A 15,909-nucleotide genomic window follows, 5' to 3' on the forward strand; every position below is an offset into this window, starting at 1 on the left:
CCTGGCTCAGTCGCCGTATTCCGCCATGCGCCTGGTGAACTCCCCGCGGTCCGTCTCGCTGAGCAGGCGCTCGGCGTAGAAGGAGATCTGCAGGCCCTCGACCGGCTCGCCGGTCTGGGCATGCTGCGCCTCGCGGTCGGTGCGCCACTCGCCCGTCCCATCGTTCGAGAGATCGGCGATGGTGGCGTAGAGCGCGATGTCGCCGGTGCGGTCCTCGGTGTACCACTCCCAGGCGACCTGGGCGGCGGGATCCGCGCTGCCGTAGAACCTCTCCAGAATGGACGGGTCCATGCCCGAGGACGGCTCGTTGAACGCGATCATCGCCCACCAGTCGTGGCGCGCGATGACGTCCTCGATCGCGCGCATCATCGCCGTCTTGCGGGCGACGCCGGTGACGGGCTCGTTCGTCGACCAGGTGGTCGACGTGTACCGGACCAGCATCGACTCGCCGCCGTAGCCGTTGCGCTCGGGCCGGAGGTCCTCGGCCGGCGCCGCCGTCCAGGTGACCCCGTACTCGGCGGACAGCGCGTCCCGGATCTCGGCGGACAGCGCGTCGGAGGTCGCACGCACCTGCTCGAGCGACAGCCGCGCGAGCGTCGCGCTCGCGGCCTCGTCCTTCACGCCGGGGAAGGACTCCCGGTGCCGCTGCTCCTCGGGCTCCGTGCCGGCGTAGCCGCCCTCGGCCGATGTGCGCATGGCGCTCAGTGCGCCGACCGTGCCGACGTTCAGCACGAGCGCGAGCGCCAGCGCCGCGGCCCCGAGCGTGCGGCCGCGCGCCGTGGCGAGCGCCGCGACGATCACCCCGACCACGGCGAGCTGCAGCACGACGACCGTCGCGCCGTAGATCGCATCGGTCGCGCCGGACGCCAGCAGCGCGAGCAGCACCACGGCGAACAGCGCGCTCGCGCCCAGCGCGGCCCAGCCCATGGCGCCGCGCCGCGGCCGGGCGGCGGCCGCCGCCTCCGGGACCGGATCGGCGGACACGCGCCGCGCCCCGCGGTACCCGCCGGGCGGCGGCAGCGGCGGCGCGCCGTCCGAGCGCGTGACGTACCGGCTCCCGGTGTGCGCGTCGCGGCGCCCGGCGGGACGCGGCTCGCGGGGTCGGGGCTCGGGGGCTCCGGTCTCGGGGGTCACCACGGCCTGTCCGTCTCCGGGCCGGACGGCTCGCCGTCGCCCTGGTCCTGCCGCCGTTCGCCGTCGCCCTGCTGCAGCTTCTGCTCCAGCTCGCCCAGCTGGTCGTCCGACGGCTGGTCGTCCTGGGACGGATCCTCCGGGGGCGGCGGGGGCGGCTGCTGCTTCTGCCTCAGGCGCTCCTCGAGCTCGTCGATGCTCTGCCCGGAGCTGCGCGGCGGATCCGGGGACTGCTCGTCCGCCTCCTCCGAGTGGCACTCCGGCGGGGTGTCGGCGACGACCCCGAGAGCCTCGCCGTACAGCTGCCGGGCACCCGCCGCGTCGCCGGCCTGCCGCGCGGCATCGCCCATCCACTCGATCGTGAGCCCGAGATCGATGTGCACCGCGCACGCCTCGAGGCCGGGCGCGAGCGGAAGCGCCTCCTCGAACTCGGCGCGGGCGCCGGCGAGATTGCCCGACAGGGCGAGGCCGACGCCGAGGTTGTACGGCGCCTTGTACGGCTCGAAGACGTTCGCGAGCCCCTGGCTCTGCGCCGCGGCGGTGGACCCGGCGAAGTCGCCCGCGACGTGCGCCGTGATGGCGCGATGGGCGAACGCGTACATCGACACGATCTTCGCCGGCACCAGCAGCGCGACGACCGCGAGGGGCACCGCGATCCACAGCAGGATGCGCCGCAGCCGCGCCCGTCGGCGGTTGGCGGCGATGAGCGCGGCAGGGTCGAGGGTCATGCCGCCTCCCGCTTCCGCACGCGCAGGATCTCCGGGAGCCGGCTCGCCAGGATCGCCGCGTCCGCGGCGAGCAGCCCGACGATCGCAAGCGCCAGGATCCAGCCGAGCTCGGTGACGTCGCCCGTCGTGCCGGCGGCGCGGGTCGTGGTCGACGTGGGCGCCTCGGGCAGCGTCGGCGGCGCGTCGGCCGTGCGGTGCACGTAGGGGACGCCGAGCTCGTCCGCGATCGTCCGCAGCGCGTCCTCGTCGATGCGCGACAGCGCCGGATCCGCTCCGTCCAGGATGTACTCTCCGGGCGCGGCGCCGAGGTCGCCGGTCTGCACCCGCATCCGGCCGCCCTCCGGCGTCCCGTAGCCGAGCACGGCGCCGCCGTCGACCAGGCCGGCGGCGGCGCGGAACGACTCGGGCGCCGAGGCGGCGGTCTGCTCGCCGTCGCCCAGGTAGAACACCATGCGGGATCGGCCGGACGCGCTCGCCGCGGCGTCCCGCAGGGTCTGCGCGAGCAGGTCGTTCGCGATGCCGATGGAGCTGCCGCGCGACTGCCGCGTCACCTCGGGGGTCAGCACCTCGAGCGCCGAGCCGAGCGCCGCCGTGTCGGTCGTGAGCGGCAGTCGCAGCTCGGCGTCGGCGTCGAACGTGATGAGCGCGAACCGCGCTCCCGGGTACGCCGTCACGACCTCCCGCACGTCGTCCCGCACGCCCGCGAGCCGCGGCGCGCCGTCGCCCCAGTCCTCGGCGACGATGCTCGCCGTGCTGTCCACCAGGATCACGATGTCCGTCTCGGTCGCGAGCGTCTCGGTCTGGCCACCCGGGACGCCCGGGCGCAGCGCAAGCACGGCGCACGCCAGCAGCGCGCCGAGCCGCAGGATCCAGGACGCCCGCGTCCGGCCGTCCTTCGCGCGCAGCAGGGAGCGGACGGCGACGAACGCCACGGGCGCGCACAGGACGAGCAGCAGCAGCGGATGCAGCACGGGCTGGAAGGTCACAGGCGCGCCCTCCAGACCAGCACGATCCCGCCGACCACGAACGCGAGCAGGACGGCGATCCAGGCGTCCGGCACGTCGCGCCACACGACGCGGGCCTCGCCCTCGAGCGCACGCGCATCCTGCTGCCGCACCTCGTCGACGATGTCGGCCACGGTCGTGTCGGCGCGCAGCGCGTACGCCTGCCCGCCCGTGGCCTCGACCGCCTGCGTCAGCTGCGCCGTGACGCCCGCGTCCTTGCCCTCGACGGGGTTCAGGGCGAACACGCGCACGCCGGCGTCGCGCGCGTACCCCGCCGCCTGCTCGACCGTCACGATGCCCGCGCCCTGCGCCTCGTTGTCGGTGGCCAGGACGATCGACCGCGACCGCTCCTCGTCCGCGTGATCGAATCGCATGGCGCACGCCGCGAGGCCGTCGCCGATGAGCGACGAGCCGCTGCCGTTGAGGGTGCCGATCCAATGCTCCGGGATGTCGCTCGCGTAGTCGTCGAACGCCGCGCGGATCGATCCCAGGTGCTCCCGGACGAAGTCGTAGTCGTCCGTCAGCGGGAAGACCTGCACGGGCGAGCTGTTGAAGATCGTCAGCCCGATGCGCTCGCCGCGGAAGCCCTCGAGCAGATCCTCGAACACCTCGAGCACCTCGACGTCGACCTCGCTCATCGAGCCCGACACGTCCAGGCACAGCATGATGTCGCGGCTCGCGTCGACGGGCCGGATGGTCTGCGCCGCCATCGGCCGCGCGCCCACGACGCCCGCGGCCAGGGCGGCTCCCGCGCACAGCGCGATCGCCCCGCCCACCGCGATCGCCCGCCGCGCCGTGGCGCGCCGCACGCTCGGCAGGCCGCGCAGCCGCTCGGCGCGCGACACCGGGGCGGCCTCCGGCGCGCGCGAGCCCGCCCGCCTCCCGCGCGCGACGCCGAGCGCGATCGCCGCCGCCACGACGAGCATGACGACCCCGACGATCCACGTGCTGCTCAGTGCCACGCGCTCACCACCCTGCGCGCGGCCTCGGCGCCCGCGGCCGGGTCCACGGCCGGGCCGCGGCCGAAGATGCTCGGGTAGTAGTGGCGGCGGAGCGCGTCGACCAGGGCCGGATGCACGCCGCGCGCGACGAGGTCGTCGAGCGCGAGCACGGGCGCCTCGAGGCCGCTGTACTCGTTCACGAACGCCCGCGTGGCGCGGCTCAGCTCGAGGTTCGCCGCGCGCGCGGAGAGCTCCCCGTCGCGCCACGCCCGCTCGATGCCGTCGATCGCGTCGAGGTGCTCGCGGCGCAGCAGCGCGACCACGTCGCCCGCCGCGGGAACGGTCGCCGCCGCGGCGGGGCGCGGCCGCGTGAGCAGCAGGATCAGACAGATCGCCAGGATCGACAGCACGATCACCCCGAGGGCGAGCAGCATCCAGCCCGGCGCGTACTGCACCGGCGGGTACAGCTCGTCAGGCTCCGACATGCGCCCTCCGGTCGAGCATCCGCAGCAGCTGCGGCACCGCGTCGTCCTGCGTGCGCAGCTCGGTGTGGCTGATCTCCAGGGCCGTCAGCAGCGCGTCCCGCCGGAGCTCCTCGGCGCGGCGGCGCTCGTCGATCTCGCGGAGAACGGCCGCGTCGCCGTGCAGGAACTCGGGCACGGTCCATCCGGTGTCCACGTCGCGGCGGGAGGATCCGCCGGCCGACGCGCGGACCGGATCCGCGTCGCGCAGCGTCACCCACAGCACGTCGTGCTGCGTGCGCAGGCGCCGCAGCAGGCGCTCGGTCTCGTCGGTGATGGGCGCGTCGTCCGTGACGACCGCCACGATCATCCGCCGCGCGATCGTGCGCGCCACGAAGTCGAGCAGGCGCTCGCGGGCGCTCGCGGGGCCATCCGGGGCGCATCCGGCGTCGATCGCGCGCAGCGCGTGCTCGAGCGCGCCCTCCGACCGCTTCGACGGCAGGCGCCGCACCCGGTCCGCGTCGCCCAGCACGACCGAGACGTCGTCGTCGTGGCGCAGCGCCAGGACGCCCAGCGCTCCGACCGCCAGCACCGCGAGCTCGCGCTTGGGCCGGTCGTCGGCCGCGAGCGCCGCCATGCCGCGTCCCGTGTCGACCACGAGCAGCACCGTGTGCATGCGCGACGCGCGCGTCCGCTTCACCATGGGCGTGCTCAGCCGCGCCGTCGCGCGCCAGTCGATGTCGCGCACCTCGTCGCCCGGCTGGTACTCCCGCAGGTCCTCGAAGTCGGTGCTGCGGCCGCGCAGCAGCGACGCGTACGCGCCGTCGAGCGCGTGCATCGACTTCCGCGAGGTGTGGATGAAGAGGCGGCTCTTCACCCGCATGAGCAGGCTGGGCATGGGATCAGGATCAGGGAGTCGGGACGGCCGCGAAGATCGCGTCGACGATCTCCTCGCTGCGCACCCCGTCGGCCTCGGCCTCGAAGTTCAGCAGCACGCGGTGGCGCAGCACGACGTGGCGCAGCGCCCGGATGTCCTCGGGGATCACGTGGGCGCGGCCGTTCAGCAGCGCGAGTGCGCGCGAGGCCTGCAGGAACGCGATGGACGCGCGCGGGCTCGCGCCGTAGGTGATGTAGCGGGCCTGCTCCTCGCCGATGTACGGCGCCGCGTTGCGCGTCACGTACGCGATGCCGACGATGTAGTTGCGGATCGCGGGGGAGACGTGGATGCGGCTCGCGACGTCCTGCAGCAGGTGCACGTCGTCGAGCGTGACCGAGCTGCGGACGTGACGCTCGGGGTCGAGCGCCCCCGAGTCGATCCGCTCGAGGATCTCGTACTCCTCCTGCGGGCTGGGGTACTCCACGATCTCCTTGAGCAGGAACCGGTCCATCTGCGCCTCGGGCAGCTCGTACGTGCCCTCCTGCTCGATCGGATTCTGCGTCGCGATCACGAGGAACGGCTTGGGCAGGCGGTGCACCTCGCCGCCGATCGTCGTCTGGTGCTCCTGCATGGCCTCGAGCATGGCGCTCTGGGTCTTGGCGCTCGAGCGGTTGATCTCGTCGAGCAGCACGAAGTTCGCGTGCACGGGCCCCAGCACCGTGCGGAACGACCCGGTCGACGCGTCGTACACCTGGTTGCCCGTGATGTCGCTCGGCAGCAGGTCGGGCGTGCACTGGATGCGCTTGAACTGCGCGTCGACCGTGTCCGCGAGCGTGGACGCCGCGGTCGTCTTCGCCAGGCCCGGCACGCTCTCGAGCAGGACGTGCCCGCCCGCGATCAGCCCGATCAGCAGGCTCGTGCGGAGCCTCTCCTGGCCGACCATCTTGGACGAGTACGAGTCGGAGACGATCCGCACGATCTCGACGGCGCGGGCCATCTCCTCGGGCGTCGGCGCGCTCGTCGGCTGATCCATGTGCTCTCCCCTCGCCGGGCGGACGTCCGCCGCTGCGCCCGGCGCGGCCGTTCCCCCGCGGTCAGCCTAACCGCGCCGGATCCCGCCGCCGCGGCCGTTCCCGGCCGCGACCGGGGCCCGATCCACCCCGTCGGTAGACTGGTCCAGGCCCGCCGTGGCCATCCGGGCGCCCCGTGCGCGGCATCCGGGCTCAACGACCCAACAGGGGGTAATTCCATGCCGGGCATCGTGATCGTCGGAGTCCAGTGGGGCGACGAGGGCAAGGGCAAGGCCACCGACCTGCTCGGCGACCGCACCGACTGGGTCGTCAAGTTCAACGGCGGCAACAACGCCGGCCACACGGTCGTGATCGGCGACGAGAAGTACGCCCTGCACCTGCTGCCCTCCGGCATCCTCTCGCCCGGCGTGAATGCCGTGATCGGCAACGGCGTCGTGGTCGACCTCGAGGTGCTGTTCGCCGAGCTCGACGCGCTGAACGCCCGCGGCATCGACGTCTCCCGCCTGCGCGTGAGCGCCAACGCGCACGTCATCACGCACTACCACCGCACGCTCGACAAGGTCACCGAGCGCTTCCTCGGCAAGCGGCAGATCGGCACGACGGGCCGCGGCATCGGCCCCGCCTACGCCGACAAGATCAACCGCGTCGGGATCCGGATGCAGGACCTGTTCGACGAGTCGATCCTGCGTCAGAAGGTCGAGGGCGCGCTCGACCAGAAGAACCACCTGCTCGTGAAGGTCTTCAACCGCCGCGCCATCACGGCCGACGAGATCGTCGAGGACCTGCTGTCGTACGCCGACCGGCTGCGCCCCCTGGTGTGCGACACCGGCCTGCTGCTGAACGACGCGCTCGACGCGGGCGACGTCGTGGTCTTCGAGGGCGGCCAGGCGACCATGCTGGACGTCGACCACGGCACGTACCCGTTCGTGACGTCGTCCTCGGCGACCGCTGGCGGCGCGTCGACCGGATCGGGCGTCGGACCCGGGCGCCTGGACCGCATCGTCGGCATCGTGAAGGCGTACACGACGCGCGTGGGCTCGGGCCCCTTCCCGACCGAGCTGTTCGACGAGAACGGCGACTTCCTGCGCGGTCGCGGCTTCGAGTTCGGCACCACGACGGGCCGCCCGCGCCGGGTCGGCTGGTACGACGCCCCCATCACGCGCTACGCGACCCGCGTCAACGGCATCACGGACCTCGTGCTCACCAAGCTCGACATCCTGACCGGTCTGGACGAGATCCCGGTGTGCGTCGCGTACGACGTCGACGGCACGCGCTTCGACGAGCTGCCCGTGAACCAGACCGACTTCCACCACGCCACGCCCATCCTGGAGACCTTCCCCGGCTGGCAGGAGGACATCTCCACGGCGCGCACGTTCGAGGACCTGCCGAAGAACGCGCAGGACTACGTGCTGGCGCTCGAGAAGATGAGCGGCACGCGCATCTCGGTCATCGGCGTCGGCCCCGCGCGCGACGCGGTCGTCGTGCGGCACGATCTGGTGGACTGACCGCCCGGACGGCGACGCGCTGACGAGACCGCAACGCCCCGCCGAGACCGCAACGCCCCGCCGAGACAGCAGTGGACCGCTGCGGTCTCGGCGGGGGGATGCGGTCTCGCGAGTGAAAGGATCGACGGCATGAGGTTCTGGATCGGGGCGCGCGGCGCGGACATGGGCAGCGAGGCGCGCGGCGTCATGGCCGCCACGGCGGGGGAGGCCGACTCGCCCCTCGCGAGCGGGCGGCTGGTGCTGGCGGGCGACGCGGTCGAGGCGCCGTCGCCCACGTGGCTCGCCGCGCATCCGACGCAGGACGTCGTGTACGCCGCGCTCGAGAAGCAGGGCCGCGTCGGCGCCTTCCGCCGCACGGGCGAGACGACGCTCGCGCCGCTCGGCGGCACCGTCGAGGCGGGCGAGACCACGTGCCACATCGCGGTCGCGCCCGACGGGTCGCACCTCGTCGCCGCGGCCTGGGGCGACGGCGTCGTCACGCACATCGCGCTGGACGCCGCCGGGCGCCTCGGAAAGCGCACGGAGGCCGTGCCCGCCGCCGATCCTTACGCCGTCGCGAAGAAGCCCGAGCCGGACACCGCGCGGCTGCTCGACGAGCAGCCCGGCGTCGCGGACCTGCGCGCCCTCGTCGAGCGCGGCGCAGACGCGTCGCAGCTGGCCGCGATGCTCGCCGGGTCCACGCCGACGCCCGCGATCGACGCGGACGCCGGGATGGACGACATCCTGGCCCTGCTCGGCCAGTCGAAGAACCCGTTCGACGATCCCGCCGTGCGCGACATCCTGCGCGGCGCGGGCGAGCCGCTCGCCGGGGGCGTCTCCCTGGGAGGCGCGCCCGCCGCGGAGCCGTCCGAGTCGCGCACGCCGCGCGCGCACTGCAGCGTGTTCCTGCCGCGCGGTCTGGTGGCCACGACCGACCTCGGCTACGACCTGGTGCGCTTCTGGCGCACGAGCGCGCGCGGCATGACCCTCGACCACGAGGTCGCGCTGCCGCTCGGTGCGGGCCCGCGCCACATGACGCCGCACCCCAGCGGACACCTGTACGTGCTGACCGAGTTCACGTCGGAGGTGTACGTGCTGTCCGCGGGGCCCGACGGCCGGTGGCGGCTGCGCTCGGGCCTCGCCGCGTCGCCGGCGTCGCTGCCCGGGGACTCCGGCGCCGAGCTCACGCGCTCGCGCGACGGGCGCCACCTGTACGCGGGCCTGCGCGGCAGCGACACCATCGCGGTGCTGCGCGTGCGCGACGAGGGCGACCGGATCGAGCACGTCGCGCTCGCCGAGTCGGGCATCCGCAAGCCGCGGCACCACGTCATCCTGCGCGACGCGCTGCTGGTGGCGGGCCAGGACTCGCACGAGATCGCCTCGCTCGACGTCGACGAGCGCACCGGGGTGCCCGGGCGCGTGCGCCACCGCCTCGCGGTGCCGTCGCCGCAGCACATCCTGCCGTTCTCATAGCTCGCGTCCCGCTCGCGTCTCGCACGCACGCGCCGGTAATCTCGGACACATGACCGACGCCGCCTCGACCCCGGATCCGACCACGGCCGAGGACCCCCAGGAGACGCTGCTGCGCCTGCGCGCGAGCATCGACAACATCGACGCCGCGCTGGTCTATCTGCTGGCCGAGCGGTTCCGCGCGACGCAGCAGGTCGGGCGGCTGAAGGCGCGGCACGCGATGCCGCCGTCCGACCCGAATCGCGAGGAGCAGCAGGTCGCGCGCCTGCGCGCCCTCGCCGAGGCCGCGCACCTCGATCCGGAGTTCGCCGAGAAGTGGTTCAACTTCGTGGTGGCGGAGGTCATCCGCCACCACGAAGCACTCCGCGACTAGACCGTCGTCCGGCGCAGGGTGAGGAAGGAACCCAGCGCCATCAGCGCGATGAGGGGCACGGCCCACAGCGCCAGCCCGACGCCCCCGGTCGTCACGAGCCACGTCCACACCTCGGGCCAGGCCTCCAGGCGCGTGACGAGGAAGGCGAGGCCGACGAGGATCAGGCCGAGGCCGATCATCAGCACCGTCAGCACGGTGGTGCTCCACCGCTTGTAGATCGTCGCGAACCAGAAGCCGGTGACGAAGAAGAACATCGTCGTGACGAAGAAGACGAACCAGGCGCCGAGCGGTCCCGCCTCCCACAGGTACGGGAGGTAGGCGAAGAATCCGTTCACGCCGTACCCGTTCGTCGCCTGCTCGAGCAGGCCGAGCAGCACGAACACGGTCGAGAGCAGGACGCCGGTGATCGCGGCCGCGACGAGCGTGCCGAGGTAGAACTCCCGTCGCGTCAGGCTCATCGCCTGCGAGAACGGGAACGACAGGGTCAGGGCCTGGATGCCCACCGCGAGGAAATACCACAGCGGCGCCTGGCTGCCGCCGCCGTACTTCGGGGTGCCGATCGGGATCATCGCGAAGATCAGGATCGAGATCAGCAGCGATCCCGTCAGGATGATCAGCGGCACCCACAGATAGGTCTGCCGGTTGACGAACTGGAGCCGGACGACGTTCAGCACGCGGCCGTTCATCGGGTCACCTCCTCCGAGGCGGGCGCGGGCCGGCCGGCCTGCGCGTGCTGGGTGCTGCGCACGATGAGCTGCTGCAGCGAGACGGGGGCGAGGTCGAGGCCCGCGGCCCGCACCTCGGCGCGCTCGGCCGCCGACAGGGCGCCGAGGAACGTGGCGGACGTCACGCGACCGAGGCTCTCGCGGTGGATCACCTCGCGGCCGCGCACGAACGCCTCGACGGCGGTCGAGTCGCCGACCACGTTCGCGGCGTGCTCGCGGGCCTCGTCCGTGGACTCGTCCATGATGATCCGGCCGTGGTCGATCACCAGGACGCGCTCGATGAGGTTCGCGACCTCGTCGATCAGGTGGCTCGACAGCAGCACGGTGCGCGGATGCTCGGCGTAGTCCGCGAGCAGGCGGTCGTAGAAGATCTGCCGTGCGACGGCGTCCAGGCCGAGGTACGGCTCGTCGAAGAAGGTGATCTCGGCGCGCGAGGCGAGGCCGATGACCACGCCCACCGCCGACAGCTGGCCGCGCGAGAGCTTCTTGATGATCGGCTTGAGCGGCAGCTGGAATTCGTCGATCAGACGCTCGGCGAGATCCTGATCCCAGTTAGGGAAGAACAGCCGCGCCGCCCGGAACGCGTGGCGCGCCGTGGCGTCGTCCGGGTACTTCTGGCTCTCGCGCACGAAGCACATCCGGCTCAGCACGCGCGCGTTCTCGTAGGGGTCCTCGCCGAAGACGCGGACGGATCCGGACGTCGCGAAGTTCTGCGCGGTCAGGATCGACATGGCCGTCGTCTTGCCGGCGCCGTTGCGGCCGAGGAAGCCGTAGATCGTGTCCCGCTCGATGTCGAAGCTCACGTCGTCGAGTGCGAGCGCGTCCCTGTACCGCTTGGTGAGGTTCCTCACCTCGATGACCGCCGTCATGATCGCCTTTCCGTGGGGGTGGGGGCGCCGTGCTCGCGGATCAGCGCGGCGAGGTCCGAGGCGTCGAGGCCGATCTTGCGGGCCTCGGCGATGAGGGGAGCGACGTAGCGGTCGGCGAACGCCTCGCGGCGCTCGCGCAGCAGCAGGTCGCGGGCGCCGTCGGCGACGAACATGCCGATGCCGCGGCGCTTGTGCAGCACGTCCTTCTCGACGAGCATCGCCACTCCCTTCGCGGCGGTGGCCGGGTTGATCCGGTAGAAGGCGGCGAGCTCGTTCGTGGACGGCGCCTGCGCCTGCTCGGCGAGACTGCCGTCCACGATGGAGTCCTCGATCTGCTCGGCGATCTGCACGAACAGCGGCTTGCCCTCTTCGATCAACCCGATCCTCCGGTGGTCTGGTTACTTACTTGAGTAAGTAACCATCTAACACCTCGACTGTCAAGTGTCTACGCGGAAATCGCCCGCGGCGGCGCGCCCGGTGCGCGGGGCGTTCTACTCTGCTGGCATGGCCTCCGAGCACGCCCGACTCGAATCCGCCGCCGCGGGGGTGTGATCGTGTCCTCCGCCGATCCGGACAGTCCGCCCGTCGCGATCCCGCCGTACCCCGCGGTCTCCTCCCTCGGCACGCTCGCGAGCGACCTCACGATCGCAGAGGTCGCGGGCGACGCGGGGAGGTTCACCGACTACAGCGTGCCGGACGCCGGCATCCGCGCGCTCTACACGACGGAGAGCATCTGGCAGTCGTGGCTGGACGTCGAGGTGGCGCTCGCGCGCGCGGAGGCCGAGGTCGGCATCGTGCCGGAGGACGCGGCGCGCCGGATCGCGCAGGTCGGCCGGCTCTCGCACCTCGACCGCGAGAAGGTCATCGCCGGGATGCGGGTGCAGGGGCATCCGCTCGTCCCGCTGATCGAGGAGCTCGCCGAGGCCGCGGGCGACGGCGCCGGGGGATGGGTGCACTGGGGCGCGACGAGCCAGAACATCATGCAGTCGGGGCACGCGATCCTGATCGGCCGCGCCCACGCGATCGTCAGCCGCCTGCTGCTCGACTGCCTCGCCGCCCTCGCCGACCTCGCCGAGCGCTCGGCGACCATGATCATGCCCGGTCGCACGCACGGGCAGCACGCGGTGCCGATCACGTTCGGCCTCAAGGTGGCCACGTGGATCGATGATCTGCTGCGCGGTCATGACCGCATCGAGCACGGCGTGCGGCCGTGCCTGCGCGTCATGATGGCGGGCGCCGTCGGCAGCTTCGCGTCACTCGGCGAGGTGGGCCCGAAGGTGCAGCGCCGCGTCGCCGACCTGCTCGGCCTCGACCCCATGCCGGTGCCGTCGCGCGCGCTGCTGTCGCCGCAGTCGGGCTACATCTCCGACCTCGCGATCGTGGCGGCATCCTGCGCGCGCATCGCGATCGAGGTCGAGACCATGATGCAGACCGAGTTCGGCGAGGTGTCCGAGCCCGTGCCGGAGGGGTCCGTCGGCAGCTCGACCATGCCGCACAAGCGCAACCCGAAGCTCTCGGCCGACGTGCTCGACCTCGCGGCGTTCGTGCGCTCCACCGCGCCCGAGGCGGTCGCGGCGGTGATCCACCCGCACGAGGCCGACGGCGGCGCGACGGCGAAGCTCGACGCGGCGATGCAGAACAGCCTCGTCGCGATGGGCGACCTGCTGATGCGGCTGAAGGTGATCCTCGAGGGGCTGGAGCTGTTCCCGAAGCGGATGCGGCGCAATCTCGAGCTGAGCGGCAACCTGATCGGCTCGGAGGCGGTCATGCTCGCGCTCGGCGAGGAGATCGGCCGCGACGAGGCGCACCGCATCGTGTACGAGGCCGCCATGCGCTGCGCGACGGAGGGCGAGGACTTCGAGGGGCTGCTGGTGTCCGATCCGCGGGTCATCGCGGCGCTGCCTCCCGCGCGGATCCGGCAGCTGCTCGATCCCGCCGGCCATGTCGGGCTCGCGCCGCAGATCGCCCGCGAGGCCGCGCGCCGCGCGCGCGACGCCGTCGCGGAGGAGTGACTCGGGCCCGCCTGCCGACGGCCGGGGTCGTCCCGCGGATCCGGATCAGTGATGGTGCGCGTGGCGGCCGAGATGGTCGACGGGACCGGCGCCGGGGCGCGTCCACTGCGGCGTGGGGCGGCTCGTCTCGGTGAAGCCGCCGGAGCCCTCCTCGTCGGTGCGCCAGTACCAGCACGCGGGGCGGCCCTCGGGCCAGCCGTCCGGCACGTCCTGCCACGCCTCGCGGCGGCCGTACGGCGTCATGTCGAGCAGCGCGAACGACGAGTCCATCGCCTCGGTGCCGCGTCCGGTCGTGTCGTAGGTGAGGAACACCCGCTCGCCGTCGCGCAGGAACACCGTGATGTGGCCCATCGCGCCGCCGAGCGGCTCGGCTGCACCGCGCACCGAGAACCACGGCTGCGTGTACCCCATGAACGAGAGGTAGGGCGCGATCTCGTCCCACGGACCCTCGCACAGGATCGCGAACGACACCCCGCGCGCCTCGAGGTACACGGCGTCGCGCATGTGCCAGGCCGACACCGTGCAGCCCTCGCACTGGCCCTGGAAGGGCGCGCCGTCGTGCCACATGTGCTTGTAGACGAGCAGCTCGTCTCGGCCCTGGAACAGCGAGACGAAGGGCACCGGGCCGTCCGGGCCCGTGACCTCGACGGCCGCGTCGATCTCCGCCATCGGCAGCCGGCGCCGGGCCGCCGCGATCGCGTCGCCCTCGCGCGTGTGCGCCTTCTCGCGCACGAGCAGCTCGTCCCGCGCCGCCTGCCACGCCGTCCGGTCGACGACGGGCGGGATGCCGGCGCTCATGCGTCCTGCTCCCACGGCAGCTTCACGACCGGCAGGATCAGGATCCGTCCGAGCACGGCGGACGGGTGCTTCGCCATGTAGGCGGCGGCCTCGTCGATGGAATCGGCCTCGAGCTGGTCGTAGCCGGCGAACCACTCCTTGAACTCGGGGAACGGGCCGTCGGTGACGATCGACTCTCCGTCGCGCACGACGACGGACCTGGCCCGATCCCGTCCCGCGACGGGGGCGCCCGCGCCGAGGGTGCCGGCCGCCTCGCCCTCGTCGGCCCAGGCCTCCAGCATGCGCTGGTCCTCCTCCGGCGGCAGGTCGGATCCCGTCGGGTCGGTGAGGTGGAGGACGAGGAACTTCTCGGTCATGGTGCTTCTCCTTTCGGGGCGGTCGCCGCGAGCTGGCCGCGGCGGCGGGTCAGGTGGGCGACCTCGGCGGTGTTCCCCGCCAGCTCGATCGCCCGGTCGTACGCGGCGCGCGCGTCGTGCGACCGTCCGAGCAGCCGCAGCAGTTCGGCGCGCGTCGCGTGGAACGCGTGGTATCCGGACAGCGCGTCGTCGAGCCGTTCGACGATGGCGAGGCCGACCTCCGGCGAGTCGAGCTCGGAGACCGCGATGGCCTTGTTGAGCGTGACGATCGGGTTCGGATCGACTCGCTCCAGCTGCCCATACAGCGCCACGATCCGCGACCAGTCGGTGTCGCGCGCGTGCGGCGCGGAGACATGCACGGCGTTGATCGCGGCGAGGAGCTGATACCGGCCGGGCGCGCCCTCGCCTCGGGCGACCGCGTCGATCCGCGCGTTCACGAACCCGATCCCCTCCTCGATCAGCGCGCGGTCCCAGGATCCGCGATCCTGCTCGTCGAGGCGCACGAGCTCGCCGTCGGCCGAGACGCGCGCGGCGGCGCGGGCCTCCGTGAGCAGCATCAGCGCCAGCAGCCCGGTCGCCTCCCCGCGCTCCGCGGAGCCGGCAGGCAGCAGTTCGCGCACAAGCCGGGTGAGTCGGATCGCCTCGCCCGTCAGGTCGCGTCGGATCGGACCCGACTGCGCGCCGGAAGCGAGATAGCCCTCGTTGAAGATCAGGTACAGGACCGACAGGACGCCGGCGACGCGGGCGGGGAGGTCGGCGGTCTCGGGAACGCGGTACGGGATCCGGGCAGCCTTGATCTTCGCCTTCGCCCGGCTGATCCGCTGTCCCATCGTGGTCTCCCGCACGAGGAACGCGTGCGCGATCTCGGCGACCGTCAGACCGCCGACGATCCGGAGCGTGAGCGCGACGCGCGCGTCCGTCGAGAGGGCGGGGTGGCAGCACGTGAACACCAGCCGGAGCCGGTCGTCTTCAACGGCGCCGAGAGGCCCTACCGGGGAGTCGTCCTGCAGCATGAACGCCTCCTTGTGCTTCTCGTCGCGGCGGTTCTCTCGACGCAGCCGGTCGATCGCCTTGCGGTGCGCGGTCGTGGTGATCCAGGCGCCGGGGTTCGGCGGCACGCCGTCGGCGGGCCAGCGCTCGATCGCGGTGGCGAAGGCCTCGGCGGCCATGTCCCCGGCCAGGTCGAGGTCGCCGTAGCGCCGCGCGAGCCCCGCCACGACCCGCGCCCACTCGTCGCGGTGGGTCCTGGCGATCGTGGCCTCGACGGTCTCGGTCATCACCAGTCGCGGGCGAACGGACGGACCTCGACCAGCTCGCGGCACGCACGCGACGCCTCCTGCGCGATCGTCAGCGCCTCGTCCAGGTCGGGGACCTCGATGATCCACAGACCGTTCAGGCCCTCCTTCGATTCGATGAAGGGGCCGTCCGTGAGGATCGGCGCCGATCCTCGGCCGTCGACGACCGTCGCGGTGGCCGGCGCTTCGAGGCCGTCGACGAACACGAGCACGCCGCGCTCGGCCAGCCGCGCGTTGAAGGCGCCGGTCTCGGCCATCCCCTCGCGCATCTCCTCCTCCGAGTCGTAGCCCCCGAAGGCGGTGTGGTCCTGGCGGCCCATGACCGACAGCAGATACCGCGCCATGATCGCGCTC

The 15,909-nt window shown here is 72.8% G+C and carries 18 protein-coding genes; 4 read left to right on the top strand and 14 right to left on the bottom strand.

The window, feature by feature from the left end; translation table 11 throughout:
* Positions 1-6: 6 nt before the first annotated feature.
* Genes AAD528_RS09465 through AAD528_RS09495 form a run of 7 tightly spaced genes read right to left on the bottom strand, consistent with a single transcriptional unit; the run spans position 7 to position 6,175 of the window.
* Positions 7-1,137 (bottom strand): hypothetical protein, encoded by a 1,131-nt coding sequence (locus AAD528_RS09465; protein WP_345751826.1) that lies wholly within the window; start codon positions 1,135-1,137, stop codon positions 7-9.
* On the bottom strand, positions 1,131-1,859 hold the full coding sequence (locus tag AAD528_RS09470) for a hypothetical protein (protein ID WP_345751827.1): 729 nt from the start codon (positions 1,857-1,859) through the stop codon (positions 1,131-1,133). The genes AAD528_RS09465 and AAD528_RS09470 overlap by 7 nt, the downstream gene beginning before the upstream one ends.
* Positions 1,856-2,845, bottom strand: a complete 990-nt coding sequence (locus AAD528_RS09475) for a VWA domain-containing protein (protein ID WP_345751828.1) — start codon at positions 2,843-2,845, stop codon at positions 1,856-1,858. The genes AAD528_RS09470 and AAD528_RS09475 overlap by 4 nt, the downstream gene beginning before the upstream one ends.
* Positions 2,842-3,825: a vWA domain-containing protein gene (locus tag AAD528_RS09480; RefSeq protein ID WP_345751829.1), complete on the bottom strand. Its 984-nt coding sequence runs from the start codon at positions 3,823-3,825 to the stop codon at positions 2,842-2,844. The genes AAD528_RS09475 and AAD528_RS09480 overlap by 4 nt, the downstream gene beginning before the upstream one ends.
* Positions 3,816-4,289, bottom strand: a complete 474-nt coding sequence (locus AAD528_RS09485; RefSeq protein WP_345751830.1) for a hypothetical protein — start codon at positions 4,287-4,289, stop codon at positions 3,816-3,818. The genes AAD528_RS09480 and AAD528_RS09485 overlap by 10 nt, the downstream gene beginning before the upstream one ends.
* A complete protein-coding gene (locus AAD528_RS09490) occupies positions 4,276-5,163 on the bottom strand; it encodes a DUF58 domain-containing protein (protein ID WP_345751831.1) in 888 nt (295 codons plus the stop codon). Before AAD528_RS09490 ends, AAD528_RS09485 begins: the two co-directional genes overlap by 14 nt.
* 10 nt (positions 5,164-5,173) lie before the next feature.
* Positions 5,174-6,175, bottom strand: a complete 1,002-nt coding sequence (locus AAD528_RS09495; protein WP_345751832.1) for an AAA family ATPase — start codon at positions 6,173-6,175, stop codon at positions 5,174-5,176.
* A 216-nt stretch (positions 6,176-6,391) separates the two neighbouring features.
* Between AAD528_RS09495 and AAD528_RS09500 the strand changes: the two genes are divergently transcribed.
* The 3 genes from AAD528_RS09500 (at position 6,392) to AAD528_RS09510 (ending at position 9,500) form a co-directional block, all read left to right on the top strand.
* Positions 6,392-7,678 (top strand): adenylosuccinate synthase, encoded by a 1,287-nt coding sequence (locus AAD528_RS09500; protein ID WP_345751833.1) that lies wholly within the window; start codon positions 6,392-6,394, stop codon positions 7,676-7,678.
* Between the two features lie 129 nt (positions 7,679-7,807).
* Positions 7,808-9,130: a lactonase family protein gene (locus AAD528_RS09505; RefSeq protein ID WP_345751834.1), complete on the top strand. Its 1,323-nt coding sequence runs from the start codon at positions 7,808-7,810 to the stop codon at positions 9,128-9,130.
* A gap of 49 nt (positions 9,131-9,179) precedes the next feature.
* Positions 9,180-9,500: a chorismate mutase gene (locus AAD528_RS09510; RefSeq protein WP_345751835.1), complete on the top strand. Its 321-nt coding sequence runs from the start codon at positions 9,180-9,182 to the stop codon at positions 9,498-9,500.
* Here the strand turns inward: AAD528_RS09510 and AAD528_RS09515 are convergent.
* Genes AAD528_RS09515 through AAD528_RS09525 form a run of 3 tightly spaced genes read right to left on the bottom strand, consistent with a single transcriptional unit; the run spans position 9,497 to position 11,471 of the window.
* Entirely contained in the window at positions 9,497-10,186 is a 690-nt protein-coding gene (locus tag AAD528_RS09515) for a hypothetical protein (protein WP_345751836.1), read from the bottom strand. The two genes, AAD528_RS09510 and AAD528_RS09515, sit on opposite strands and share 4 nt — an antisense overlap.
* Positions 10,183-11,094 carry an ABC transporter ATP-binding protein gene (locus tag AAD528_RS09520; RefSeq protein WP_345751837.1) on the bottom strand — a complete coding sequence of 304 codons (912 nt, stop codon included), beginning with the start codon at positions 11,092-11,094 and terminating at the stop codon, positions 10,183-10,185. Before AAD528_RS09520 ends, AAD528_RS09515 begins: the two co-directional genes overlap by 4 nt.
* On the bottom strand, positions 11,091-11,471 hold the full coding sequence (locus tag AAD528_RS09525; protein ID WP_345751838.1) for a GntR family transcriptional regulator: 381 nt from the start codon (positions 11,469-11,471) through the stop codon (positions 11,091-11,093). The genes AAD528_RS09520 and AAD528_RS09525 overlap by 4 nt, the downstream gene beginning before the upstream one ends.
* A gap of 177 nt (positions 11,472-11,648) precedes the next feature.
* Between AAD528_RS09525 and AAD528_RS09530 the strand changes: the two genes are divergently transcribed.
* Positions 11,649-13,106: a class-II fumarase/aspartase family protein gene (locus AAD528_RS09530; protein WP_345751839.1), complete on the top strand. Its 1,458-nt coding sequence runs from the start codon at positions 11,649-11,651 to the stop codon at positions 13,104-13,106.
* Between the two features lie 45 nt (positions 13,107-13,151).
* Here AAD528_RS09530 and AAD528_RS09535 read toward each other — a convergent pair whose 3' ends face one another.
* Genes AAD528_RS09535 through AAD528_RS09550 form a run of 4 tightly spaced genes read right to left on the bottom strand, consistent with a single transcriptional unit; the run spans position 13,152 to position 15,899 of the window.
* A complete protein-coding gene (locus AAD528_RS09535; RefSeq protein WP_345751840.1) occupies positions 13,152-13,904 on the bottom strand; it encodes a DUF899 family protein in 753 nt (250 codons plus the stop codon).
* Entirely contained in the window at positions 13,901-14,260 is a 360-nt protein-coding gene (locus tag AAD528_RS09540) for a YciI family protein (RefSeq protein ID WP_345751841.1), read from the bottom strand. Before AAD528_RS09540 ends, AAD528_RS09535 begins: the two co-directional genes overlap by 4 nt.
* Positions 14,257-15,537: an RNA polymerase sigma factor gene (locus tag AAD528_RS09545; RefSeq protein ID WP_345751842.1), complete on the bottom strand. Its 1,281-nt coding sequence runs from the start codon at positions 15,535-15,537 to the stop codon at positions 14,257-14,259. The genes AAD528_RS09540 and AAD528_RS09545 overlap by 4 nt, the downstream gene beginning before the upstream one ends.
* Positions 15,537-15,899: a YciI family protein gene (locus tag AAD528_RS09550; RefSeq protein ID WP_345751843.1), complete on the bottom strand. Its 363-nt coding sequence runs from the start codon at positions 15,897-15,899 to the stop codon at positions 15,537-15,539. Before AAD528_RS09550 ends, AAD528_RS09545 begins: the two co-directional genes overlap by 1 nt.
* Positions 15,900-15,909 lie beyond the last annotated feature (10 nt).

It is taken from the genome of Microbacterium rhizophilum (assembly GCF_039605615.1).
Taxonomy (GTDB): Bacteria; Actinomycetota; Actinomycetes; order Actinomycetales; family Microbacteriaceae; genus Microbacterium; species Microbacterium rhizophilus.